At 70.7% G+C, this 21,558-nt stretch carries 21 protein-coding genes and 1 tRNA gene; 10 read left to right on the plus strand and 12 right to left on the minus strand.

Annotated features, from left to right (window positions below):
- Positions 1-23: 23 nt before the first annotated feature.
- The 4 genes from DEIGR_RS21070 (at position 24) to DEIGR_RS09135 (ending at position 2,469) form a co-directional block, all read left to right on the plus strand.
- Entirely contained in the window at positions 24-197 is a 174-nt protein-coding gene (locus DEIGR_RS21070) for a hypothetical protein (RefSeq protein ID WP_168927148.1), read from the plus strand.
- On the plus strand, positions 194-1,096 hold the full coding sequence (locus tag DEIGR_RS09125) for an MBL fold metallo-hydrolase (protein ID WP_058976676.1): 903 nt from the start codon (positions 194-196) through the stop codon (positions 1,094-1,096). The genes DEIGR_RS21070 and DEIGR_RS09125 overlap by 4 nt, the downstream gene beginning before the upstream one ends.
- Positions 1,096-2,349, plus strand: a complete 1,254-nt coding sequence (gene purD, locus DEIGR_RS09130; protein WP_058976677.1) for a phosphoribosylamine--glycine ligase — start codon at positions 1,096-1,098, stop codon at positions 2,347-2,349. The genes DEIGR_RS09125 and purD overlap by 1 nt, the downstream gene beginning before the upstream one ends.
- 38 nt (positions 2,350-2,387) lie before the next feature.
- A tRNA-Leu gene (locus DEIGR_RS09135) sits at positions 2,388-2,469 on the plus strand.
- A gap of 234 nt (positions 2,470-2,703) precedes the next feature.
- Here DEIGR_RS09135 and DEIGR_RS09140 read toward each other — a convergent pair.
- Positions 2,704-4,866: a TRAP transporter permease gene (locus DEIGR_RS09140; RefSeq protein WP_083523985.1), complete on the minus strand. Its 2,163-nt coding sequence runs from the start codon at positions 4,864-4,866 to the stop codon at positions 2,704-2,706.
- Positions 4,867-5,076: 210 nt separating this feature from the next.
- Positions 5,077-6,045: a TAXI family TRAP transporter solute-binding subunit gene (locus DEIGR_RS09145; protein WP_058976678.1), complete on the minus strand. Its 969-nt coding sequence runs from the start codon at positions 6,043-6,045 to the stop codon at positions 5,077-5,079.
- A 148-nt stretch (positions 6,046-6,193) separates the two neighbouring features.
- On the opposite strand from DEIGR_RS09145, the gene DEIGR_RS09150 reads away from it, so the two are divergent.
- Entirely contained in the window at positions 6,194-6,976 is a 783-nt protein-coding gene (locus DEIGR_RS09150; RefSeq protein ID WP_058976679.1) for an amino acid ABC transporter ATP-binding protein, read from the plus strand.
- Positions 6,977-7,129: 153 nt separating this feature from the next.
- Here DEIGR_RS09150 and DEIGR_RS09155 read toward each other — a convergent pair whose 3' ends face one another.
- Positions 7,130-8,356, minus strand: coding sequence for an MFS transporter (locus DEIGR_RS09155; protein ID WP_058976680.1), 1,227 nt, complete (start codon positions 8,354-8,356; stop codon positions 7,130-7,132).
- A gap of 70 nt (positions 8,357-8,426) precedes the next feature.
- The gene (locus DEIGR_RS09160) at positions 8,427-9,338 is read right to left on the minus strand and encodes a histone deacetylase family protein (RefSeq protein WP_058976681.1); all 912 of its coding nucleotides are present in this window, start codon (positions 9,336-9,338) and stop codon (positions 8,427-8,429) included.
- 299 nt (positions 9,339-9,637) lie between these two features.
- On the opposite strand from DEIGR_RS09160, the gene DEIGR_RS09165 reads away from it, so the two are divergent.
- From DEIGR_RS09165 to DEIGR_RS09175, 3 genes are all read left to right on the plus strand, one after another.
- Entirely contained in the window at positions 9,638-10,264 is a 627-nt protein-coding gene (locus DEIGR_RS09165) for a Crp/Fnr family transcriptional regulator (RefSeq protein WP_058976682.1), read from the plus strand.
- A gap of 93 nt (positions 10,265-10,357) precedes the next feature.
- On the plus strand, positions 10,358-11,398 hold the full coding sequence (locus tag DEIGR_RS09170) for a DNA double-strand break repair nuclease NurA (protein WP_153013690.1): 1,041 nt from the start codon (positions 10,358-10,360) through the stop codon (positions 11,396-11,398).
- Positions 11,395-13,215, plus strand: coding sequence for an ATP-binding protein (locus DEIGR_RS09175; protein ID WP_058976684.1), 1,821 nt, complete (start codon positions 11,395-11,397; stop codon positions 13,213-13,215). The genes DEIGR_RS09170 and DEIGR_RS09175 overlap by 4 nt, the downstream gene beginning before the upstream one ends.
- A 182-nt stretch (positions 13,216-13,397) precedes the next feature.
- Here the strand turns inward: DEIGR_RS09175 and DEIGR_RS09180 are convergent, their stop codons facing one another.
- The 3 genes from DEIGR_RS09180 to tatA all read right to left on the minus strand — a co-directional run bounded on the left by DEIGR_RS09180 (position 13,398) and on the right by tatA (position 15,160).
- On the minus strand, positions 13,398-14,126 hold the full coding sequence (locus DEIGR_RS09180) for an anti-sigma factor (RefSeq protein WP_236704713.1): 729 nt from the start codon (positions 14,124-14,126) through the stop codon (positions 13,398-13,400).
- A gap of 67 nt (positions 14,127-14,193) precedes the next feature.
- Positions 14,194-14,730, minus strand: a complete 537-nt coding sequence (locus DEIGR_RS09185; protein WP_058976686.1) for an RNA polymerase sigma factor — start codon at positions 14,728-14,730, stop codon at positions 14,194-14,196.
- 130 nt (positions 14,731-14,860) lie between these two features.
- The gene (tatA, locus tag DEIGR_RS09190; protein WP_058976687.1) at positions 14,861-15,160 is read right to left on the minus strand and encodes a twin-arginine translocase TatA/TatE family subunit; all 300 of its coding nucleotides are present in this window, start codon (positions 15,158-15,160) and stop codon (positions 14,861-14,863) included.
- 167 nt (positions 15,161-15,327) lie between these two features.
- Between tatA and DEIGR_RS09195 the strand changes: the two genes are divergently transcribed.
- A complete protein-coding gene (locus DEIGR_RS09195; protein WP_058976688.1) occupies positions 15,328-16,302 on the plus strand; it encodes an RluA family pseudouridine synthase in 975 nt (324 codons plus the stop codon).
- A 214-nt stretch (positions 16,303-16,516) separates the two neighbouring features.
- Entirely contained in the window at positions 16,517-18,337 is a 1,821-nt protein-coding gene (locus DEIGR_RS09200; protein WP_058976689.1) for a DEAD/DEAH box RNA helicase, read from the plus strand.
- 56 nt (positions 18,338-18,393) lie between these two features.
- On the opposite strand, the gene DEIGR_RS09205 is transcribed toward DEIGR_RS09200, so the two are convergent.
- The 5 genes from DEIGR_RS09205 to DEIGR_RS09225 form a co-directional block, all read right to left on the minus strand.
- A complete protein-coding gene (locus DEIGR_RS09205; protein WP_058976690.1) occupies positions 18,394-19,119 on the minus strand; it encodes a metallophosphoesterase family protein in 726 nt (241 codons plus the stop codon).
- Positions 19,119-19,484 carry a hypothetical protein gene (locus tag DEIGR_RS09210; protein ID WP_058976691.1) on the minus strand — a complete coding sequence of 122 codons (366 nt, stop codon included), beginning with the start codon at positions 19,482-19,484 and terminating at the stop codon, positions 19,119-19,121. Before DEIGR_RS09210 ends, DEIGR_RS09205 begins: the two co-directional genes overlap by 1 nt.
- A gap of 81 nt (positions 19,485-19,565) precedes the next feature.
- Entirely contained in the window at positions 19,566-20,567 is a 1,002-nt protein-coding gene (locus DEIGR_RS09215; RefSeq protein ID WP_058976692.1) for an aldo/keto reductase, read from the minus strand.
- The gene (locus DEIGR_RS09220; protein WP_160329926.1) at positions 20,564-21,049 is read right to left on the minus strand and encodes a hypothetical protein; all 486 of its coding nucleotides are present in this window, start codon (positions 21,047-21,049) and stop codon (positions 20,564-20,566) included. Before DEIGR_RS09220 ends, DEIGR_RS09215 begins: the two co-directional genes overlap by 4 nt.
- Positions 21,046-21,495, minus strand: a complete 450-nt coding sequence (locus DEIGR_RS09225) for a MerR family transcriptional regulator (protein ID WP_083523986.1) — start codon at positions 21,493-21,495, stop codon at positions 21,046-21,048. Before DEIGR_RS09225 ends, DEIGR_RS09220 begins: the two co-directional genes overlap by 4 nt.
- Positions 21,496-21,558: the final 63 nt, after the last annotated feature.

Here is a 21,558-nt window from a genome sequence, read left to right on the forward strand (position 1 = left end):
GGGGGCGGGGTATCCTGCGCGTCATGGCACTCTGGCTTGTGTTCGGTTTCATCCTCCTCAGCGCGACCCTGATCCTGGCGATGACGTTCGGCCCGCTGCGCGCGGCGGCGAACGTGCGGGTCATCCGGATGATCGCGTACGTGCAGTACGCGGCGGCGCTGCTGCTGCTGGGCGCGCGCCTGACCGGGAAGGCATGACGGTCCACACGCTCGACCTGAACTTCCAGGGCGTGGGGGGCGTGATCGCGTCCAGCGTGTTCGACACCGGGGACGGGCTGGCGGTCGTGGATACCGGGCCGGGCAGCACCCTGGGCGCGCTGGAGGCCGGACTGGCCGGGCTGGGCGCGGCGCTGGCGGACGTGCGGCACGTGCTGCTGACGCACATTCACTTCGATCATGCGGGCGCGGCGGGCACGGTGCTGGACCGGGTGCCGCAGGCCCGCGCGTACGTGCACGAGCGGGGCGCGGCGCACCTGTCGCGCCCGGAGCGGCTGCTGGCGAGCGCCACGCAGATCTACGGGGAGCACATGGACACCCTGTGGGGCACCATGCAGCCCATCGATCCCGCGCGCCTGACTGTCCTGAGCGGCGGCGAGACGCTGACGCTGGGCGACCTCCCGGTGCGGGTGTTTTACACGCCAGGGCACGCCGTGCACCACGTGTCGTACCACGCCGGGGACCACCTTTTCCTGGGGGACGTGGGCGGCATCCGGCTGGACGTTGCCCAGACACCCCGCGCGCCCACACCGCCGCCGGACATCAATCTGGAGGCGTGGCGCGACAGCCTCTCCGTGCTGGAGACGCTGGACGCCCGGACGCTGCACCTCGCGCACTTCGGGGCGTACCCGAACACGCCCGCCCACTGGGCCGGGCTGCGCGCCACCATGACGGCCGACGCCGAGCGCGTCCGCGCGGGCCTGAGTGCCGGACTGGATCCGCAGGCCATCACGACCGCCTTCACCGAGGACCTGATGCACGAACTCAAGATGGAAGACCCGACCCTGCCCGCCCGTTACGACTTCGCGTGCCCGCCGTGGATGAGCGTGCAGGGCCTGCTGCGCTACTGGGCGCGGCAGGCCGCGCGGGGGCAGGGCTGATGCGCGTCCTGGTGATCGGCGGCGGCGGACGCGAGCACGCGATCGTGCACGCCTGCGTCCGCGCGGGGCACGAGGTGCTGTGCACGCCGGGCAACCCCGGCATCGCGCACATGGCCCGCGTGATCGGCAGCGCGCAGGACGCCGCAAGCCTCGCGCAGCTGGCCCGCGCCGAGGCGGCCGACGTGGTGATCGTGGGGCCCGAGGCGTACCTCGCGGCGGGCGTCGTGGACGAGTGCGAGGCGCTGGGCATCCCCGCGTTCGGCCCGTCCCGCGCCGCGAGCCGCCTGGAGGGCGACAAGGCCTGGAGCAAGGCGTTCATGCACCGCCACGGCATCCCGACCGCCGCGCACCACACCTTCAGCGACCTGGGCGCGGCCGGGGCGCACGTGGCGACCCTGACGCCGCCCATCGTGGTGAAGGACGCGGGCCTGAAGGCCGGGAAGGGCGTCACCATCGCCCATACCGCCGAGGAGGCGCACGCGGCGCTGCGGGACATCTTCACGCAGCCGGGCGCGCAGGCGGTCATCGAGGACTTCATGACCGGGCAGGAGGTCACGGTGCTCGCCCTCACCGACGGCAGCGCGTACGCCCTGACGCCCCCCAGCCAGGACCACAAGACCATCCACGAGGGCGACACCGGCCCCATGACCGGCGGGATGGGCGTCATCTGCCCCTTCCCCATCAGCCCCGAGCAGCTGGAGGTGGTGCGGCGCGACATCATCGAACCCACCCTGGCGGGCATGCGCGCCGATGGACACCCGTTCCGGGGCGTGCTGTACGCCGGGCTGATGCTCACGCCGAACGGGCCGAAGGTCGTGGAGTTCAACGCCCGCTTCGGCGACCCAGAAGCGGAAGCCGTGTTGCCCCTGCTGGAGAGTGACCTCGCGGGGCACGCCCTGGACGCCGCGCGCGGCCAGTTCCGGCCGGAGGACGTGCACTTCCGCGACGCCGCGAGCGCCACCATCATCCTCGCCGCGCCCGGCTACCCCGGCGAGCCGCAGAAAGGCATTCCCCTCACCCTCCCCGAACCCGGCCCGGACGAGGTCATCTACCACGCGGGCACCACGACCAGCGCCGCCGGACTGATCAGCAGCGGGGGCCGCGTGCTGGCCGTCACGGCCGTTGCGGACACCCTGAACGGCGCGCTGGGCCGCGCGTACGCCCTCGCGGACCGCGTGGACTTCCCCGGCGCGCAACTGCGACGCGACATCGGCGCCCGCATCGGCGCGGCCCCTGACCCCACGCCCGTTTGACCAGCCCGCGCGCACGCGCTACCATTCCCCACGCACCGGCCGGTGTGGCGGAATGGTAGACGCACTCGACTCAAAATCGAGCGGGAAACCGTAGGGGTTCGAGTCCCCTCACCGGCACCAATTAGGCAGATGCCCTCGCCCCGGCGGGGGTTTCTGCTTGGGCATCCCGGCTGAACGAAGGCGCCCCCCGTCCTGAGCGGGGGGCGCTTTGCCGTGGGTCATACGGGTTCCGTCTGTTTCGTTAACAGATCGGAACGCCACCGATCTGTCAACTCCACGTCCGGAACCCGTTTTTCTCCTACTCGCGTCCGCTCGGATTGAACGGCTTTGCAAGCCATTCAATCGGAGTCCGTATCAGGCGAGGGCGGCGGGTGGTTCCGCCGGGGGTTCGGCGCGGCTGCCGACTTTCTGCCAGAAGTACACGGCGGCGATCAGGGCCAGCGCGCCGAGGTTCCAGAGGACATGGGTGGGGATGATCAGGATCAGTGCGGCGGCCAGCAGCAGCAGGGCCTGCAGGGGGTTGGTGCGGCGGTGCAGGAAGCGCAGCGTGGCGGCGCTGAACGCGACGAGGCCGATGAACGCGAAGAGGATCATGGGGATCGCCTCGGTCCAGGTGACGCCGCCCAGGCGGCCGTTCGCGATGAGCAGCAGCTGCGGGTTGAAGAACATCATGTAGGCCAGCAGCGCGGTGCGCAGTTCGTACTGGAAGGCCTGCACGCCGGTCGCGACGGGGTTCCCGCCGCTGATGGCGGCCGCGGCGAACGCGGCGAGCGCGACGGGTGGGGTGCTGTCGGCCATGATCCCGAAGTAGAAGACGAACATGTGCACCGGGAGCATCTGCGCGGGGTTGCTGGGGTCGAGCCCGGCGATCTTGGCGATGATCGGGACGATCAGGGCGCTCATCAGGATGTAGTTGGCGGTGGTGGGCAGGCCCATGCCGAGGATCAGCGCGATGAGCTGCGCCATGACGAGCACGACCACGATGGACGCGAAGGTGGCGACCTGCGGCCCGGCGAAGGCCATGAGGTTCTTGACGCCGTCGCTGGCGAGCTGCACGATGTCGGCCAGGCCGAAGCCCAGGCCGGTGATGGTCACGATGCCGACGATGATCCCGGCGGCGGCGGTGGCGATGGCGATGCCGATCATGGAGCGGGCGCCGCCCTCGAACGCCTCGATGATCTTCTTCCCGCCGTCGAGGAGGCCCCGCGCGGGGCCGCGTCCGTCACGCTGCGCGAGGACGGCTTCCTGCACGAACATCATGATCAGCATGACGAAGATGGTGTTCAGCGCGACGCGTTCCGGGGTGGCGTCGGGGTTGATGGTCAGCGTGCCGATCAGGTACCCGAGGGGCAGCATGTAGTACCAGCCGCTCAGGAGGGTCTGCCGCACCGGGGGCAGTTCGTTTCTGGGCAGGCCCCTCAGGCCGAGCTTGAGGGCCTCGATGTGCGCCACGACGAGCAGCGCGCCGTAGCAGAGGAACGCGGGGATGGCGGCGGCGAGGATCAGGCTGCGGTACTCGATGTTCAGATTCTGCGCCATGATGAACGCGGCGGCGCCCATGACGGGCGGCATGAGCTGGCCGTTGCTGGAACTGGCGACCTCGATCGCGCCGGCCTTCTCGCGGCTGTACCCGGTGCGGATCATGGTGCCGATGGTGATGTTCCCGCCGGTGACGACGTTGCTGACGGCCGAGCCGGAGATCACGCCGTTCAGGGCGCTGGACAGGATGCTGGCCTTGGCCGCGCCGCCCCGGAAGCCGCCCAGGACGCCCTGCGCGACGCGCATGAACCATTCGCCCGCGCCGAGCTTGTCGAAGATCGCGCCGAACAGCACGAACAGGAACACGATCTGTGCCGAAACGAAGATGGCGGTGCCGAAGATGCCTTCGGTATTCGCGAACAGCTGACCCACGACCTGGGGCCAGGTCTGCCCGGCGTGCAGCTGAAGCTGCGGCCCGAGGTCGCCGCGGATCAGGCCCTTGGGGCCGGTCAGGGCGTACAGCATGAACACGCCCGCCACGATGGGCATGGCGACGCCGATGGTGCGCCACGCGGCGAGCAGCAGCAGGACGATCATGCCGCTGCCCACCCACACGTCGGTGTTCGTCAGCAGGCCGCCCTGTTCGTTGGCGATGTGCGGGTACTGCGCGATGAGGTACGCGGCGGTGCCGGTCGCGCCGATGCCCAGGATCCAGTCGTACCAGGGCACGCGGGTCTGCGGCTGCCCGGGGGTCTTGCGGTGGGGGAACACGAGGTACGCGAGGAAGAACGCGAAGCCCAGGTGCGTGGCGCGCAGGGTGAGGGTGTCGATGTTGCCGACCTGCGCGGCGTACATCTGGTACAGGCACCACGCGACGGCGACCAGCGTGACGAGGCCGCGCTGCCAGCCGCCGAGTTTGCGTCCGCCGGTCTCGGCGGCCTCGACCATCTCGATGGCGCGGCGTTCGCCGTCGGTCATCTCCTGGCCGGGTGGGGTGAGGGTGGGGTCGCTGCTGATGGGACGGGTGGGGTCGCTCATGGGTTCCTTCTCCGGACTCCGGTGGAACGGTTCTGAAGAACCGTTCCATCCGAGCGGATGCGAGTAGGAGCGGAGCGGAGTCCGGGCGTGGAGTTGGCGACCCGGTGTCGTTCCGGGTGGCCGACGGAACAGACGGAGTCCGCGTCATGGGGTGAATGGGGTTGGGGGCCAGCTCGAGTGTGTCCCCGGCTGGCCCCCAGGTGCGGGCCGTTACTTGACGTTCAGGCCTTTTTCCCTGAAGAACTTGACGGCCCCGGCGTGCAGCGGCGCGGGGATGCCCTTGACGGCCTTGGCGTAGCTGAAGTTGTTCGCGAGGCTGGGGTGGATGGCCTTCAGCGCGCCCTCGTCGTCGAAGATGGCCTTCATGGCCTTGTACACGGCGTCGTCGCTGACGGCGGTGCTGGTGACCAGGGTGGCCTGCACGGCGACGCTGGGGACGGTGGCGCCCACGCCCTTGTAGCTCTTGGCGGGGATGTTGTAGCGGACGTAGAAGGGGTACTTCTTGATCAGGCTGCTGGCCTGGTTGCCGCTGACGGGGACCATGGTGACGTCCACGGTCTGCGCGATCTGGCTGATGGCGCTGGCGCCCACGCCTGCCGTGAACATGAGCGCGTCGGCACGCTTGTCCTGCATCAGGCTGGTGCCCTGCGCGAGGGACACACGAAGGGGCTGCCCCAGGTCGTCGAAGCCCAGGCCGTAGGATTCGAGTACCTGCTTGGCGGTCAGTTCGGTGCCGGAGCCCAGGTCGCCGATCACGACGCGTTTGCCCTTGAGGTCGGCGATCGAGCGGATGCCGCTGTCCTTGCGGGCCACGACGTGCAGGACTTCGGGGTACAGGACGGCCATGGTGCGCAGCTTGGTGTTCGCCTTGCCCTGGAAGGCCTGGAGGCCGGTGCCCTTGTAGGCGTAGTAGGCCACATCGTTTTGCGCCAGCGCCGCGTCGAGTTCACCGGTGGCGATGGCGTTCACGTTGAAGACGCTGCCGCCGGTCGAGCGGGCGTTGGCGCGCACGCCGGCCCCGGCGTCGTTGACCATCTTGGCCATGCCGGTCGCGACGGGGAAGTACACGCCGGTGGTGCTGCCCGAGCCGATGGTCAGGAAGGTGGTGCCCTGTGCCAGGGCAATGGCGGCGGTGCCGAGGACGAGCAGGGCACCGAGTTGTTTCGTGGTCTTCTTCATGGGTCCTCCTTGGGATGGTCGGGCAGATGAGAAGTCTCGGCCCGGGGTGTGAAGAGTAGGCGGATCGTAGCACGGCACCTTTTGACTCAATTGAAAGGTGAACCGGGTCAAGCGCACCGCATTCCGGCGTGGCGGTACCATGCTGGGCATGACGCAGTCCTCCCCCACCGCCACGGGCAGCCAGATCCGCCGGGACGCCCCCCCGATCATCGACGTGCGCGACGTGCACAAGCATTTCGGCAGCTTCCACGCGCTGCGCGGCGTGAACCTGCGCGTCCAGCCGGGCGAGGTCGTGGTCGTGATCGGTCCGTCGGGCAGCGGCAAGAGCACCTTCATCCGCACCATCAACGCCCTGGACCCGCACGACGGCGGGCAGATCACCGTGGACAGCATTCCGCTGGACGGCAAGGGCAACCTGGACGCCATCCGCCGCGAGGTCGGCATGGTGTTCCAGTCGTTCAACCTCTTCCCGCACCTGACCGTGCTGGAAAACATCACGCTGGCGCCCACGCGCGTGCGGAAAACCAGCAAAGCCGACGCGGAGAAGCGCGGCCTGGAGCTGCTGCGCCGCGTGGGCATCGAGGAGCAGGCGCACAAGTACCCGGCGCAGCTGTCGGGCGGGCAGCAGCAGCGCGTGGCGATCGCGCGCGCCCTGGCGATGGAACCGAAGGTCATGCTGTTCGACGAGCCCACCAGCGCCCTGGACCCCGAGATGATCAAGGAGGTGCTGGACGTCATGAAGGAACTGGCCCGCACCGGCATGACCATGCTGGTCGTCACGCACGAGATGGGCTTCGCGCGCGAGGTCGCCGACCGCATCCTGTTCTTCGATCAGGGCAACATCGTCGAGGACACCACCCCGGAAGCCTTCTACCAGAACCCGCAGCACGAGCGCGCCAAGGCGTTCCTCAGCAAGATCCTGGACCACTGAGCGGCAGGACGTGGAGGGTGCCCCCGGCGGACGCTGGCGGGCACCCTCCTGCTGTTCATACGGATTCCGTTAGTTTCCTGCTCGCTCTGCTGCGAAGCTCTGCGGGTCCGCTCGGACCCAGCGGCTCTGTCAGCCATTCAATCGGAGTCCTTTTCAGGCGTCGCGGCGGAGCTGCCCGCACCACACCCACGCGGCGGCGCACAGCAGGCCGCTGAGGACGAACACCGGGCCGTATCCGGCGCGGTCGGCGAGCAGCCCGCCGAGGACGGGGGTGAACAGGGCCGCGCCGACCAGGGTGTTCAGCGTGCCGATGTAACGGCTGCGGGCATGCTCGGGCGCGATATTCAGCAGGTGGTTGGTGTGGCCCAGGTTGAAGCCCTGCGCGGCGGTGCTCGTCAGGATGAACGCGAGGAGGTACGTCCAGCTGGGCAGGTGCAGCAGTCCGACCGTCAGGGCCCACAGGGGCGCGAGGCCGTAGAAGACGCTGGCGTAGCGGATGATCCGCCGGGAGCCCTTGCGTTCGGCGACGCGCTGCCAGACGATGTTGCTCAGGGGCGCGGCGAAGGTCAGGGCCATGACGAAGCTCCCCAGCGTGGCAGCCGGGTAGTGCAGTTCCCGCAGGGCGTACACGGCCAGGAAGGGGTCGCTCATGCTCGCGGCGGCCAGCAGCAGGCGCACGGTCAGGAACGCGCGGAAGTGCGGGTCGCGCAGCGTCTCGGGGATGGCGCGGAACTCGGCGCGGGTGCCCTGGGCGTCCAGGGGGGTGTCGGCGGGTTCCTGCACCTGCCCGAACACCCAGTACCCGAACGTGAACGCGACGGTGCCCAGCGCGAGGATCAGGGCGTAGTTCAGCGGGAAGGCCAGGTCGCTGCCCAGGATGGCCCGCACGAGCAGCCCCGCGCCGAAGGCGAGCAGGCCGCCGTACAGGTTGCGGGTGCCGAAGAAGCGGGCGCGGCGTTCGGTGGGGACGGTCTTGCTGACGACCTCCAGGAACGGCAGGCCGCTGACGCCGGACGCCAGGGCGTTCAGGCTCATGGCGACGATGAACAGCGTCAGGCACAGCGCGGGCCGGTCAGCGAGCAGCGCGGCGGCCAGCACCATGAAGATGTACGTGGCGGTGCGGACCATGGCGGCCGAGCGGTACACCGGCAGTTTGTGGGTCAGGGGCCGGACGCGGGCGGCGACGAGCAGCTGAGGGAGCATCCAGCCGCCACCCGCGATGGCGGGCAGCAGGCCGATGACCCAGTTGGGCGCGCCGAGGCGGGCGGCGAAGCCGGTCAGGACGACGGCGACGCTCATGAAGCCGTCGCCGAGGAAGATCGCCCAGCCGTTGAGGATGCCCAGGCGTTCGTTGCGGTTCCACGGCGCGCGGGTCGTCATGGGGGGCATTATTCACCTTGAACGATTCAGTCGATCGGCAAGACGGGACGCCGCCGGGGGCGGGGAGCGTTCAGGGCAGCACGTCCAGGCCGTCGAGCACCACGCTGGCATGCGCCTCGACGGTCAGGGCGTGGTCGCGGTTGTACCCGCCGGCCATCATCGTGACGACCGGAATGCCCGCGCCGCGCGCCCAGGTCAGCACGGCGCGGTTGCGTTCGCGCACGCCGTCCAGGGTCAGGGCGAAGCGCCCGAAGCGGTCCCCGGCCAGGACGTCCACGCCCGCGAGGTACAGCAGAAGGTCGGGCCGGAAGGCGTCCAGTGCCGGGAGTGCCTGCTCGCGCAGCACCCGCAGGTACTCCTGATCGGTCACGCCGTCCCCCAGGCCGAGGTCGAGGCTGCTGCGTTCCTTGCGGAAGGGGTAGTTCCGCTCGCCGTGGACACTGAGGGTAAAGGCCCGCGCCTCGTGTTCCAGCAGCGCGGCGGTGCCGTTGCCCTGGTGCACGTCCAGGTCGAGGATCGCCACGCGCCGAGCCAGTCCGTCACCCAGGGCCACGCGGGTCAGGATCGCGGCGTCGTTGACGAGGCAGAAGCCCTCGGCGCGGTCCCGGAAGGCGTGGTGCGTGCCGCCCGCCAGGTTGATGCCCCACCCGACCCGTAGCGCGTCGTGAAGGGCGGCCAGGGAACCCCCGGCGGCGCGGCGGGCGCGCTCGACTACCTCGGCGCTCCAGGGCAGGCCGAAGGCGCGTTCCTCGTGCCGGTCGATCTCGCCCCTGCGCCAGCGCCGCAGCCACAGCGGGTCGTGGGCGCGGGCGGCGTCCGCCCAGCTGAGGTTCGGGGTGTCCAGCACGGGCAGCAGTCCGCTCAGGCGGTCGCGGACCCCGGCGTACTTGTAGGCCGGGAAGCGGTGCCCGTCCGGCAGGGGGAAGGTGTAGGCGGCGGGCGTCCAGGCCCGGTAGGGTCCGGCGTGGTCGGGGAGGGTCACGTCCGGCAGTCTGCCGTGCCGGGCGTGACCCGTGAGCGTGAACGGGCACGAATGGCCGGAAAAGACTGCCCAGGCCGTCGGTTTTGAACGGGTCAGCCGGTCGGGAAGGGTGAGAACAGCCACACCCGACGGGGGGCCGTTTGGCGGAGTGTTCACACTGTGTGCCGCACACGATTCAGGCTTGTACAAGGTTTGTACACTCCTGATCAATCGAAGGACAGGCGGCCCCCACACGCACGCCCCACCCCCGCCACGGCACCAGCGCCGCAGGCGGACGCACGACCCCAGGAGTTCCGGCCATGACCTACATCTCCCCCACGACTGTCCCCACCTACACCGATCCCAACCGCACCGTCCGCCGCGGTCAGACCCTCTACTACGCCGGGGACGCCGCCCCCAGCCTCTACCGCCTGGAAAGCGGTCTGATGCGTGCCGTGCGCCTCACCCCGCAGGGCCGCAACCTGACCGTGCGCCACATTCGCCCCGGTGACATCTTCGGCGAGGAATGCCTGCACGGCACCACCCGCGGCCATCAGGTCGTTGCACTTACCGACGCCGTCCTGACCCCCATCCACCCGCAGCACCTGTCGCAGGGCGAACTGTGGGACCTGACCCGCAGCCTCAGCCACCAGCTGCAGCGCATGATGACCGACGGCGTGCACATCCAGGACGGCGACCTGCGCGAACGCATCGCCCGTTACCTGCTGAACCTCGCCGACAGTAGCCTGGGCGGCCAGCACCCGGACGGCACGCGCTTCGTGCGCGCCACGCACGAACTGATCGCCGAGGGCACCGGCGCCACCCGCGAGAGCGTCAGCAAACTCATCGGCGAGATGCGCGACGACGGCCTGCTGAACCCCGCATACCGCTGCCTGACCCTGACCGACGAGGCGGGCCTGCGTCTGCTCAGCGGCTACCACGGCTGAAGTCCCCTGCACCCTGCACGCCGTCCCTTCATCGGGGCGGCGTTTTTGTGCGCCGCGCACGTCACTGCACACTTTTTCTGTCCGGCACGTAGAATGGCCCGCATGCGTATCCGCCTCGACCCCTGGCCCGTGGACATCCAGGGAGGACAGCTCACCCTGAAAGCCTTCGGCGGCACCCTCGACGACGTGGAAACGCCCCGCTGGGCCGCCATTCCCGCCCGGCCCATCCCGGAACGACTGAAACAGGTGTTCGTCGTGGACGGCAAACGCCGCATGGAATCCCGCATCTTCATCGAGGACACCCACGGTCAGAGTGGCCTGGGCGGCTTCGGCGCCTACGTGGTCGGGGCGGTCGAACTGTGCCCGCACGGCACCCGGCAGGCGGAACTGCTGGCCGTGAAGGCGCAGCGCCTGCTGGCCCACGCCCCGAACCTGCTCGTGGAACCCGCGCAGCTCACGCCGCGCAATCCGCACACCGGGCAGCTGGAGTACGCCCCGGCGCCCATGCAGGGGCACGACCCGCTGGCGGCCCTGAACACGCTGCAACAGCACATGCTGAGTGCCGAGCAGCGCCTCTCGCATGAGCTCGCGTCCCGCGTGCCGCTCGACGAGACCGACGACCGCGAGTGGCTGACCGCCCTGACCATCCAGGACGGCACCCTGCGCGGCCAGAACCTGAACGGGGCGGTGGTGGGCTGCGTGAAGACGATGGAGACCATGTACCTCCCCGCCGACCGCGCCGGACTGCTGAGCGACCTGAAACCCGGCGAACGCACGCCCATCCTGCGCATGACGTACGAGGGCGGGCAGTTCACGCGCCTGATCTGGTACGTGCGCCTGTCCGAGGCGGCGTTCTACCAGCATCCGATGAGCGGCGTGATGCGCCTGGAGATGTTCGCACCCGACGACACGGACTTCCTGCCGCCCATCGTGCGTCAGGTGGCGAACCTGTCGGGCACGCTGCTGACGCGGCTGGGCAGCCGGGCGCACAAGGACCCGCGCGCGCCGCAGAACCTGATCCCGACGGCGGCGCTGGAGCAGGCGATGAACCGCTCGATGGGCAGCGCGGATCTGGTCACGCGGCGCATCCGGGCGCACATCGCCGCGACGTTCGGGCGTGAGGCGGTGGCATGACGGGCGTGCAGGGGCCGTCGGCCGCGACGGGCGCGGTGGTGGGCATGGTGCTGGGCACGCAGGACGTGACCCCGGTGAGTTTCTGGTTCGCGGTGCAGCCCGGCGCGAGCATCCAGCTGGACGATCTGGTCGTGGTGGGCACCCGCAAGCCCGACGGGGCGGAGGTGCGCTTCTACGGAATCGTGGATCACGTCCGCACCCGGCACGAGGGCGTGACGTTCGACAGTGACGTGCAGGACGTCGCAGCGGGCCTGCTGCCTGCGAGTGTCAGTTACGCGGCGCGGGTGCTGGTCACGCGGGTGCACCCGGAGAATTTCATTCCGCCGCAGCCGGGGGACGTGGTGCGGCACGCGCGGGACGCGGACCTGCGCATGGCGCTCAGCGCGGACAAGATGGGCGACCGCGCCTTCCCCGGCGGGCTGCTGGCGGACGGGCAGGTGCTGCCGCTGAACTACCGGTTCGTGAACGGCGAGAACGGCGGGCACATCAACATCAGCGGGATCTCGGGCGTGGCGACGAAGACGAGTTACGCGCTGTTCCTGCTGCACTCGATCTTCCGCAGCGGCGTGATGGGCGCGTCCGCGTCGGCGGGCCGGGCGCTGATCTTCAACGTGAAGGGCGAGGACCTCCTGTTTCTCGATCAGGCGAATAAGGACGTGGCGGCGCGCGAGGCGGACGCGCAGGCGCAGAAGGGCCTGCCGCGCACCCGCTACGACCTGATGAACCTCCCGGCGGAGGCGTTCCGGGACGTGCAGTTCCTCGCGCCGCCCCGGCCCGGCAGCGCGGCGGGCGCGATCGTGCCGCACGTGGAGCAGCGTGCCAGCGGTGTGACGCCGTTCCTGTACTCGCTGCGGGAGTTCTGCCTGCGGCGCATGCTGCCGTACGTGTTCGTGGACCGGGACGCCAGCGTGAACCTGGGCTTCGTGATCGGCAGTATCGAGGACCGCCTGTACCGCCTCGCGCAGGGTGCGGACACGCCGTACCTGACCGTGGAGGACTGGCAGCCGGACACCGAGCAGCTGATCGACGAGGACGTCCGCTTCGACGAGCTGGGCGGGGTGCGGATCAGCACCTTCCCGCAGCTGGTCGCGTACCTGGAGTACAAGCTGCTGGACGCGAACGACGGCGAGGGCGACCGGAAGTGGGTCGGCAAGCAGTCCCCCGCCACCTTGCAGGCGTTCATCCGGCGACTGCGGGGCGTGCAGAAGCACCTCACGCCGCTGGTGCGCGGGGACCTGAGCGCCCAGCAGGCCGCGCAGTACCGCCCGGACCCGCTGAAGCCCGGGGTGCAGACGACCGTGGTGGACATCCACACGCTGTCCGCCACGGCGCAGATGTTCGTGGTGGGCGTGCTGCTGCGCGACCTGTTCGAACACAAGGAACGTGTGGGGCGGCAGGACACGGTGTTCGTCGTGCTGGACGAGCTGAACAAGTACGCGCCGCGCGACGGGGACAGCCCGATCAAGGACGTGCTGCTGGACATCGCCGAACGTGGCCGCAGCCTGGGGATCATCCTGATCGGCGCGCAGCAGACCGCCAGCGAGGTCGAGCGGCGCATCGTGTCCAACGCCGCGATCCGCGTGGTGGGCCGCCTGGACCTCGCGGAGGCCGAGCGGCCCGAGTACCGCTTCCTGCCGCAGAGCTTCCGCGCGCGCGCGGGCATCCTCCAGCCGGGCACCATGCTCGTCAGTCAGCCGGACGTGCCGAACCCGGTGCTGGTGAACTACCCCTTCCCCGCGTGGGCGACCCGCAAGGACGAGGTGGACGACCTGCGCGGCAAGAAGGTCGAAGACGTCGGCGACGACTGGCTGCGCTGAGGGCGGTGTCCGGTTCAGGTGCTCACCCTGCTCGACTCGGCGGTGGTGAGGGGACCAGCGGACGACGCCGCAGCCGGGGCATGACTTGAATGCCATGAATGCCATGTAGGCGACAGGTGAGAGGGAGGCCGGGCGTACAGCCTGCGGCCTCCCTCTCTGTGGTCCCTACCCCTGTGTGGTGGTCACAGCTGCTGGATCAGGATGGGTGTGGTGGTGGGCTGCTCGCTGCCGCCGGTCGGTTCGACGCTGACTGCGACGGTCTGCCCGGACTCCACGCGGGGAATCACGATGCCCTGGCCGTCGAAGACACCGGCGCTGACGGGCTTGCCGCCCTCGATGCGCCACAGCTGGTACACGCGGTCCTGGGGGGCCAGGGCGTTCAGGTGCAGGAACGCGCGGCCGTCGGGCAGGCGGATCAGTTCGCCCAGTGGCTGTCCGTTCGCGGCGAGCGGCTGGCTCTGCGCGCCGGGGGTGTCCTGGTACTGGCTGAGCAGGCTCTGCTCGGCGGGGGGGCGCAGGAAGATCACGCCAAGTGTCACGGCGGCCACCACGGCGAGCAGCATGAGGCGCCAGTTCAGGCCGCGTGGCGAGCGGGCGGGTGTGGGGGGCGCCTGACCGTCCGGGTACAGCGGAACGTTCGGGGGCGTGCCGACCGGCGCGGCGGGCGGGGTGGGCGCCGCGCTGGCGTGCGCGGACGTTTCACGCGCGAGGCGGTCCATCAGGCGCGACTCGGCGCCGTCGGGCACGGGGGCGTCCGGGAGGCTGTCGGGCAGCCCGTGCAGGAGTTCGAGGTCCGCGCGGTAGTCGCGGGCCAGGGCCGGGTCGGCCTCGATGACGGCCCGGACGCGCTGCTCGTCGGCGGGGCCCAGTTGTCCCAGGGCGAGCGCCAGGATGTCTTCTCTGCTGATCACGATTCACCTGCCTGGCGTGCGGCGCGCGCGGCTGCGGGGAGGAGGGGGCGGGGAGCGGGGTGGGCGCTCATGACTGGAGGCCCAGGTGGGTGCGCATGCGGTCGATCGCGGCGCGCAGACGGGATTTTACCGTACCGACCGGCAGTCCGGTCAGGATGGCCAGTTCGCTGTGGGAGTACCCGCGGTAGTAGGCGAGTTCCACGAGGTGACGCTGCGTCTCGTCGAGGGCCTGTACGGCGCCCTGCGCCATGACCTGCGAGTCCACGTCGGGTGAGGCGGTGGGGGCGTCCCAGTCCTCGATCTCCAGGGGCGTGTCGGGCCGGTCGCGGAGTTCCTGCAGGAAGCGGTGGTGGGCGATGCTCACCAGCCACGTCTTGGCGCTGGCGCGGGTGGGGTCGAAGCGGGCGGCGTGCCGCCAGGCGTTCATGAAGGCGTCCTGCACGCAGCTTTCCACGTCGTCCGCCTGCCGGAGCATGCGGTGCCCGAGGCTGTACAGCAGCCGGGCGTAGCGGCGGTGAAGTTCCCGCAGGGCGTCTTCGGTGCCGTCGGCCATCGCGCGGATGAGCGCCTCGTCCGGCAGGTCGGGGTGAAGGGGGGCAGTCATAGGTCCGGTCCAGCGTACCAGCGGGGAAGCGTGGCGTTGGGCGGGCATCCTGAGCCGCCGTTCATGAAGGTCGCGCGTGGGACGCCCGGTGGCCGGGGCCGGATGCTGGGCGGTCACGCGCGGGCCTCCGTTACGCCCGGTGGGCGCTGCTGTCGGGGGCGACGCGGTCCGTGCCGGGGGTGGCCGTCACGGCGTGCGCGGCGGCGGGCTGCGCGGCGGGCGCGGCGGAGACCGAGGCGGCGGGGGCCACCGGGGCGGTGGGGGCGGGCGCGGTGATGTTCAGGTCGTCGCGCAGGCCCTGGGTACTCCTGCGGAATTCGCGCAGGCCGTTGCCGAGGCTCTTGCCGAGTTCCGGGAGTTTGCGGGGGCCGAAGACGACCAGGGCGACGAGCAGCACGACGAGCAGTTCAGCGGGTCCGATGTTGGGCATGATGGTCTCCTTGTGGGGGCGGTGACCCGGTCCGGCGGCGCCGGGCGGGTACTGGGTTCATTCAGCTGTATGCAGTTCCGGCCGGATCGGATGACGGGGGCGCCCACCGTGAAGTGCGGGTGAACCCTGGGGCGGACCGGGCGGGGCGTGGGGGTACACTCGGGCGCGTGAACGACGCCGCCCCCTCCCCTGACCGCCTGACCCTGACTGCCACGCCCGGACGCCTCGACGCGGTCGTGTCGGCGCTGAGTGGCGCCAGCCGCTCGCAGGTGTCGGCCTGGATCGAGGCGGGGCACGTGCAGGTGGGCGGCGTGGTGGCGGGTAAGGCCAGCCTGAAACTGCGCGGCGGGGAGGTCCTGACCGTGCAGGTCCCGCCGCCCGCCGACGCGACGGTGGCGCCCGAGCAGGTGCCGCTGGACGTGATCTTCGAGGACGAGCACCTGATCGCCGTGAACAAACCCGCCGGGATGGTCACGCACCCCGCGCCGGGCGTCACGACGGGCACGCTCGTGAACGCCCTGCTGGGCCGCATGATACTGCCCGAGCAGTCGGGCTTCGACGGTCCGGACGGGTACCGGCCCGGCATCGTGCACCGGCTGGACAAGGACACGAGCGGCGTGATCGTCGTGGCGAAGACGGTCGCGGCCCACGCGCGGCTGGCGGCGGCGTTCAAGGACCGCGCGACGCGCAAGACGTATCTGGCCATTGCGGCGGGCGCGTGGGCCGCGCAGGCCCCGGTGAACGTGGACGTCCCCATCGGGCGGCACCCGGTGCAGCGCCAGCGCATGACGGTGGGCGGCGCTCAGCCGCGTGAGGCGCAGACGCTGTTCACGCCGCTGGACTCCCGTCCGGACGGACACGGGCGCATCCTGACCCTGGTGCGGGCGCAGCCACGCACGGGCCGCACCCACCAGCTACGCGTGCATCTGGCACATCTGGGCAGCCCGATCCTGGGGGACACCGTGTACGGCCGCCCCTCGGAGCTGATCGCCCGGCAGGCGCTGCACGCGCAGTTCCTGACCATCCCGCATCCGGTGACGGGCGAAGCGCTGCACCTGCACGCGCCCATCCCGGACGACATTCTCCAGGCGTGGGTCGCGCTGGGCGGCGTCCTGCCCGCCGGGCTGGAACAGGCCCCCTGAGTCCCCGGGGCCTGCGCCTCACAGGACGATCACGCCGCCGCACTGCGGGCGCCACTTGCATTCAGTCCCGCGATCCGGTATCATTTCAATTCGTGCGCCGCGACGGGAGGTTCCCGTGCGGCTGGAAGGTGCCCCCACTTTCAGGACATGCTGGATGCCGTTTCAAAGGGCGTTTGCTGGTCACTGGGGCTGTGCTTTCCCGAAAGGACCACAAATGAACTTTGATCAACTGATTGCGCCCGAACTCGCGGCGCGTCTCGCCGAGCGCGGTATCACGGAAGCCAGCCCCATCCAGGCCGAGAGCCTGCCCCTCACCCTGGCCGGGAAGGACATGATCGGCCGCGCCCGCACGGGTACCGGCAAGACCCTCGCCTTCGCGCTGCCCATCCTGAGCAAGCTGGAAACCAGCCGCGAGCGTGCCCGTCTGCCCCGCGCCATCGTCGTGGCCCCCACCCGTGAACTCGCCAAGCAGGTCGCGGACGAGTTCAGCAAGAGCGGCGCCCACCTGACCACCGTCACCGTGTACGGCGGCGCCAGCTACGGCCCGCAGGAGAACGCCCTGCGCCGCGGCGTGGACGTCGTGGTCGGCACCCCCGGCCGCCTGATCGACCACCTCGAGCGCGGCAACCTCGACCTGAGCGCCGTGGAATTCGCCGTGCTGGACGAGGCCGACGAGATGCTCAGCGTGGGCTTCGCCGACGCCATCGAGACCATCCTCAAGAGCACCCCCGAGACCCGTCAGACGCTGCTGTTCAGCGCCACGCTGACGAACGATATCAACCGCCTGTCCCGCAAGTACCTGAACGACCCCGTCATCGTGGACATGGTCGGCGAGGGCAAGAGCCAGGCCGCGCAGACCGTCGAGCACCTGAAGGTCAAGGTGGGCCGCACCCGCACCCGCGTGCTGGCCGACCTGCTGACCATCTACAACCCGGAAAAGGCCATCGTGTTCACCCGCACCAAGCGTGAAGCGGACGAACTGGCGAACGAACTGATCCACCGCGGCATCGAGAGCGAAGCGCTGCACGGCGACCTGGCGCAGAGCCAGCGTGAACGGGCCCTGGGCGCCTTCCGTGGCGGCCGCGCCAACGTGCTCGTCGCCACCGACGTGGCCGCGCGCGGCCTGGACATCCCCGAGGTCGACCTGGTCGTGCAGTACCACCTGCCCCAGGACCCCGAGAGCTACGTGCACCGCTCCGGCCGCACGGGCCGCGCGGGCCGCACCGGCACCGCGATCATCATGTACGGCGACCGTGAAGGCCGCGAGGTGGCGGGCCTGGAACGCATCACCGGCGTGCGCTTCATCGAGCGTCCCCTGCCCACGCCCAAGGAAGTCGCGCAGGCCAGCGCCCGCGCCAGCGCCGACATGGTCCGCAAGGTGGACGAGAGCGCCGCGGCGAACTTCCAGGCGGAAGCCGAGCGCCTCTTCAGCGAGCTGGGCCTGGAGGCCCTGAGCCGCGCCCTGGCGAAGATCAGCGGCGTGACCGAGCCCGTCAAGGCCGCCAGCCTCCTGAGCGGCGAGGAGGGTCTGACCACCGTCATCCTGCACGCCGAGCGCATGAGCGTGGCGCGCGCCGTGGCCGTCCTGGCCCGCAACGGCGACCTGGACACCCGCCGCCTCGGCAAGGTGCGCCAGTGGCGCGGCGGCGCCGTGGCCGACGTGCCCAGCGAGTTCGTCGAGAAGCTGATGGCCGCCAGCCCGCTGGAAGGCGAGGTGCAGGTCGAGATCGCGCAGGAACTGCCCGAACTGTTCGAGCAGCCCACCCGCGAGCGCCGCGACCAGGGCGGGTACCAGGGTGGCCGCGGTTACCGTGGCGACCGGGACGAGGGCGGCTACCGTGGCCGTGGCAACGGCGGCGGCGGCTACGGCAACCGTGGCGGCGGCTACCAGGGCCAGGGCGGCGGCGACCGCGGCGGGTACCAGGGTGGCAACCGTGGCGGACAGGGCCAGGGCCGCTGGAGCCGTGACCGTGACGACCGCGCCCCGCGCCGCGAGGACTTCGCCGACCGCGAGTTCGTCCCCGCCGGCCGCTGAGCCCAACAGATAAGAAGCGCCTCCCTGCCATAGGGAGGCGCTTTTCTTGTCGTGTGTCAGGGTTCGCGTCCGGCGGTCAGCCACCGTGCGTCATGGTCGCCCGCACCGGCCGGGCCATGCGTGCGGACCCACGCGGCGGCCGCCTGCGTGTCGTAGGGTACGCGGCGGAACTCGGCGGTCCAGTGCCCAGCGCGGCGGGTGAGCTGCACCCAGCGGGCCAGCGGCAGCCCGTCCTTCTGCCGGGAGACCGGTCCGGCGTTCACGACGGTCAGGCCGTCCACGACGGTCAGCATCTCGCGGTGGGTGTGCCCGACGACGCACACGCGGCCGCCCGTGTCGAAGCGGAAGCCGCCGAGCCGCTCGCGCAGTTCCCGGAAGTGGGCGGGGCGGGTGTGCCCGTCCGGCGTTTCGGTGAGCATCAGGTCCTCCCAGGGGCTGCGGGGGCTGCCGTGCGCGACGCGGACCTCGCCGCCCGCCGCGTCGAGGTGGGTGGGCAGGGCGGCCAGGATCGCGGGGACGTCCGCCGGGAGCTGGGCGCGGACCCACTCGCGCATGCTTTCCTTGCCGTCGCGCAGACCAGCCACTCGTTCGTCGGTGTTGCCGCGCACGCTGGGCGGAGCGTGCTCCTGTTGCAGCGCCCAGGCGCTGGCCGGGTCGGCGCAGCCCCACACGGTGTCCCCCAGGTTCAGCACCTGATCGGGGCTCGCCGCGCGGATGTCGTCCATCACGGCGCGCAGCGCGAAGGCGTTGCCGTGCACGTCGCCCAGGATGGCGAGGCGCATCAGCGGACGGGTTTCCGGATCGCGGCGAACAGCAGCGAGAACAGCGCCACCGTGATCAGGTACGACACGAGCGACCCGGCAGGCTGAAACGCGGGGCTCAGGGCGTCGTGCGCGAACTTGTAGATCGCGTACGGCACCGCCCAGCCCATCGCGTACAGCGCGGCGCGCGGCAGGAACTCCCGCGTGACCGCCGCCTGCGGGAAGTAGCGGATGGGGAGCAGCATGGCGGGCAGCAGCAGCAGCTGCGCGAGATAGAACCAGACAGGCAGGGTGTCCAGGCCGTAGTCGAGCGCGGCGAACAGGATGTTCACGGCGGCGATCACCACGCCGGTGATCAGGGCCGTGCGGAGGATGGGGGCATTCACCCGCCCATGCTGCCACGAGCGGGGCGGGGGAACGCGGCGGGGCGCTTCATGCCCCCTCCACACTCCCCCGCCCCGGGTGGCTCAGCGGTTCACGCTGTTCATGGTCGCCTCGGGGTAGCGGGTGCCCTGCGCCGCGCCGGGCGGGAACGCCGCGTCGATGCGGGCCAGATCGTCCGGGGTGAGGTGCACGTCCAGCGCACCGAGGTTGTCCTCCAGGTACTTCACGCGCCGCGTGCCGGGGATCGGCACCAGATCCTCCCCCTGCGCGAGGACCCACGCGAGGGCCAGCTGCGACGGCGTGCAGCCCTTCTGCGCGGCCATGGCCTGTACCTCACGCACGAGGTCGAGGTTCCGCTGGAAGTTCTCGCCCTGGAAGCGGGGGTTGTGCTTGCGGAAGTCGTCGTCGGCCAGGTCGTCCGGGCTGCGGATCTCGCCGGTCAGGAAGCCGCGCCCCAGGGGGCTGTACGGCACGAAACCCACGCCCAGTTCGCGGCAGGCGGCCAGCACGCCCTGTTCGGGGTCGCGGGTCCACAGGGAGTACTCGCTCTGCACGGCGGTGATGGGGTGCACGGCATTCGCGCGGCGCAGGGTGTCCGGGCTGACCTCGCTCAGGCCGATGGCCCGCACCAGTCCCTCCTGCACGAGCTGGCCCATCGCACCGACGGTGTCCTCGATGGGCGTCTCCGGGTCCACGCGGTGCAGGTAGTAGAGGTCCACGTGATCGGTGCGCAGGCGCCTCAGGCTGCCCTCGATGGCCTGCCGGACGTACCCGGGGCGACCGTTGATGCGCCGCCCGCCCGGCGCGTCCGGGGCGATCTGGATGCCGAACTTCGTGGCGAGCACCACCCGGTCGCGTTTTCCCTGTAGCCAGTCGCCGAGGAGTTCCTCGTTGGTGTGCGGGCCGTACATGTCGGCGGTGTCGTAGAAGGTGACGCCCAGCTCCAGGGCGCGGTTCAGGGTGCCTAAGTTCTGCGCGCGGTCGGTGGGGCCGTAGAAGGCGCTCATGCCCATGCAGCCCAGGCCCAGGGCTGAGACGGTCAGGTCGCGCAGGTAGCGGGTGGGCAGCGGCGTGGTCGGGGTCATGCGGGACTCCTCTGCGCGCCGAGAATCCAGGGGCGGGCGCGCGGCATCAGGCGGGGCAGGATCACGAGCGACTGGATGGGCACGGCGATGAGCGTGACGACCAGCGTGATCAGGGGGAGGGGGGCGCGCCCGGCCAGGACGGGCAGCACCACCAGCAGCACGGCGGTGATCAGGGGGTAGGTGACGGCCCAGACGAGCAGGGCCACGCGGTGGTGCGCCGCGCCGTGCAGCGCCGGAAAGCGTACCCAGCCGCGCGTCAGGCGTTCCACGAGCGGGAACACGACGTAGTGGGTGAGTGGAACGAGCAGGGCGGTCAGCAGCAGCGCGATCAGGGGCGTGGGGTAGTGACCCAGCAGGTATGGGCCCAGAAGGAGCAGCAGCGCGGTGATGCTGGGGTAGATCCCCAGCCAGCGACCCGCCATGAGGCGCAGCGGACTGGACGGTGCAGCGCCGGTCGCAGGCGAAGGGACGGGGCGACTCAAGCGTTGACCTCCGGCGGGGCGGCCCGCTGCGCGGCCAGGACGGGGCCGTCCAGCACAGGTCGTGCGGGCGCGCCGTCGCAGCCCAGGTGCGCGTCGTAGCGGGCGATCTTGGCGCGGATGGCGCCGAGGTCCGCCTGAAGCTCGAGCAGTCGGGCCTCGACCTCCCGTTCGTGTGCCACGAGCAGCGCGCGGCGTTCGGGGGCGGTGTGCTCGCCCTCGCGCACCAGGGCCATGTAGGCGCGCAGGCCCGCCATGCCCATGCCGGTACCGCGCAGGTGCAGCAGGAAGCGCAGCAGGGTCAGTTCGCGTTCGCTGTAGCGGCGCTCGCCCCCCGAGGCGCGGGGCACGTCCAGCAGGCCCTCGCGGTCGTAGTAGCGCAGGGTGTGCGGGCTGACACCCAGCCGCGCGGCGGCCTCCTGAATGCTGAGTGGAATTGGGGCGGACATGACCGCACCGTACGCCTTCGAGTGCGCGCGAAGTCAAGCGGCCCCCACGTCATGAAGGGCGCG

Origin of the sequence: Deinococcus grandis (assembly GCF_001485435.1) — a bacterium.
In the GTDB taxonomy this organism is placed as follows: Bacteria; Deinococcota; Deinococci; order Deinococcales; family Deinococcaceae; genus Deinococcus; species Deinococcus grandis.

Excerpts from the sequence above, each read along its gene's own strand:
- DEIGR_RS21070 (WP_168927148.1), top strand. The coding sequence starts at position 24 with ATGGCACTCTGGCTTGTGTTCGGTTTCATCCTCCTCAGCGCGACCCTG.
- DEIGR_RS09125 (WP_058976676.1), top strand. The coding sequence starts at position 194 with ATGACGGTCCACACGCTCGACCTGAACTTCCAGGGCGTGGGGGGCGTG.
- purD (WP_058976677.1), top strand. The coding sequence starts at position 1,096 with ATGCGCGTCCTGGTGATCGGCGGCGGCGGACGCGAGCACGCGATCGTG.
- DEIGR_RS09140 (WP_083523985.1), bottom strand. The coding sequence starts at position 4,866 with ATGAGCGACCCCACCCGTCCCATCAGCAGCGACCCCACCCTCACCCCA.
- DEIGR_RS09145 (WP_058976678.1), bottom strand. The coding sequence starts at position 6,045 with ATGAAGAAGACCACGAAACAACTCGGTGCCCTGCTCGTCCTCGGCACC.
- DEIGR_RS09150 (WP_058976679.1), top strand. The coding sequence starts at position 6,194 with ATGACGCAGTCCTCCCCCACCGCCACGGGCAGCCAGATCCGCCGGGAC.
- DEIGR_RS09155 (WP_058976680.1), bottom strand. The coding sequence starts at position 8,356 with ATGACGACCCGCGCGCCGTGGAACCGCAACGAACGCCTGGGCATCCTC.
- DEIGR_RS09165 (WP_058976682.1), top strand. The coding sequence starts at position 9,638 with ATGACCTACATCTCCCCCACGACTGTCCCCACCTACACCGATCCCAAC.
- DEIGR_RS09170 (WP_153013690.1), top strand. The coding sequence starts at position 10,358 with ATGGCCCGCATGCGTATCCGCCTCGACCCCTGGCCCGTGGACATCCAG.
- DEIGR_RS09175 (WP_058976684.1), top strand. The coding sequence starts at position 11,395 with ATGACGGGCGTGCAGGGGCCGTCGGCCGCGACGGGCGCGGTGGTGGGC.
- DEIGR_RS09185 (WP_058976686.1), bottom strand. The coding sequence starts at position 14,730 with ATGACTGCCCCCCTTCACCCCGACCTGCCGGACGAGGCGCTCATCCGC.
- tatA (WP_058976687.1), bottom strand. The coding sequence starts at position 15,160 with ATGCCCAACATCGGACCCGCTGAACTGCTCGTCGTGCTGCTCGTCGCC.
- DEIGR_RS09200 (WP_058976689.1), top strand. The coding sequence starts at position 16,517 with ATGAACTTTGATCAACTGATTGCGCCCGAACTCGCGGCGCGTCTCGCC.
- DEIGR_RS09205 (WP_058976690.1), bottom strand. The coding sequence starts at position 19,119 with ATGCGCCTCGCCATCCTGGGCGACGTGCACGGCAACGCCTTCGCGCTG.
- DEIGR_RS09215 (WP_058976692.1), bottom strand. The coding sequence starts at position 20,567 with ATGACCCCGACCACGCCGCTGCCCACCCGCTACCTGCGCGACCTGACC.
- DEIGR_RS09225 (WP_083523986.1), bottom strand. The coding sequence starts at position 21,495 with ATGTCCGCCCCAATTCCACTCAGCATTCAGGAGGCCGCCGCGCGGCTG.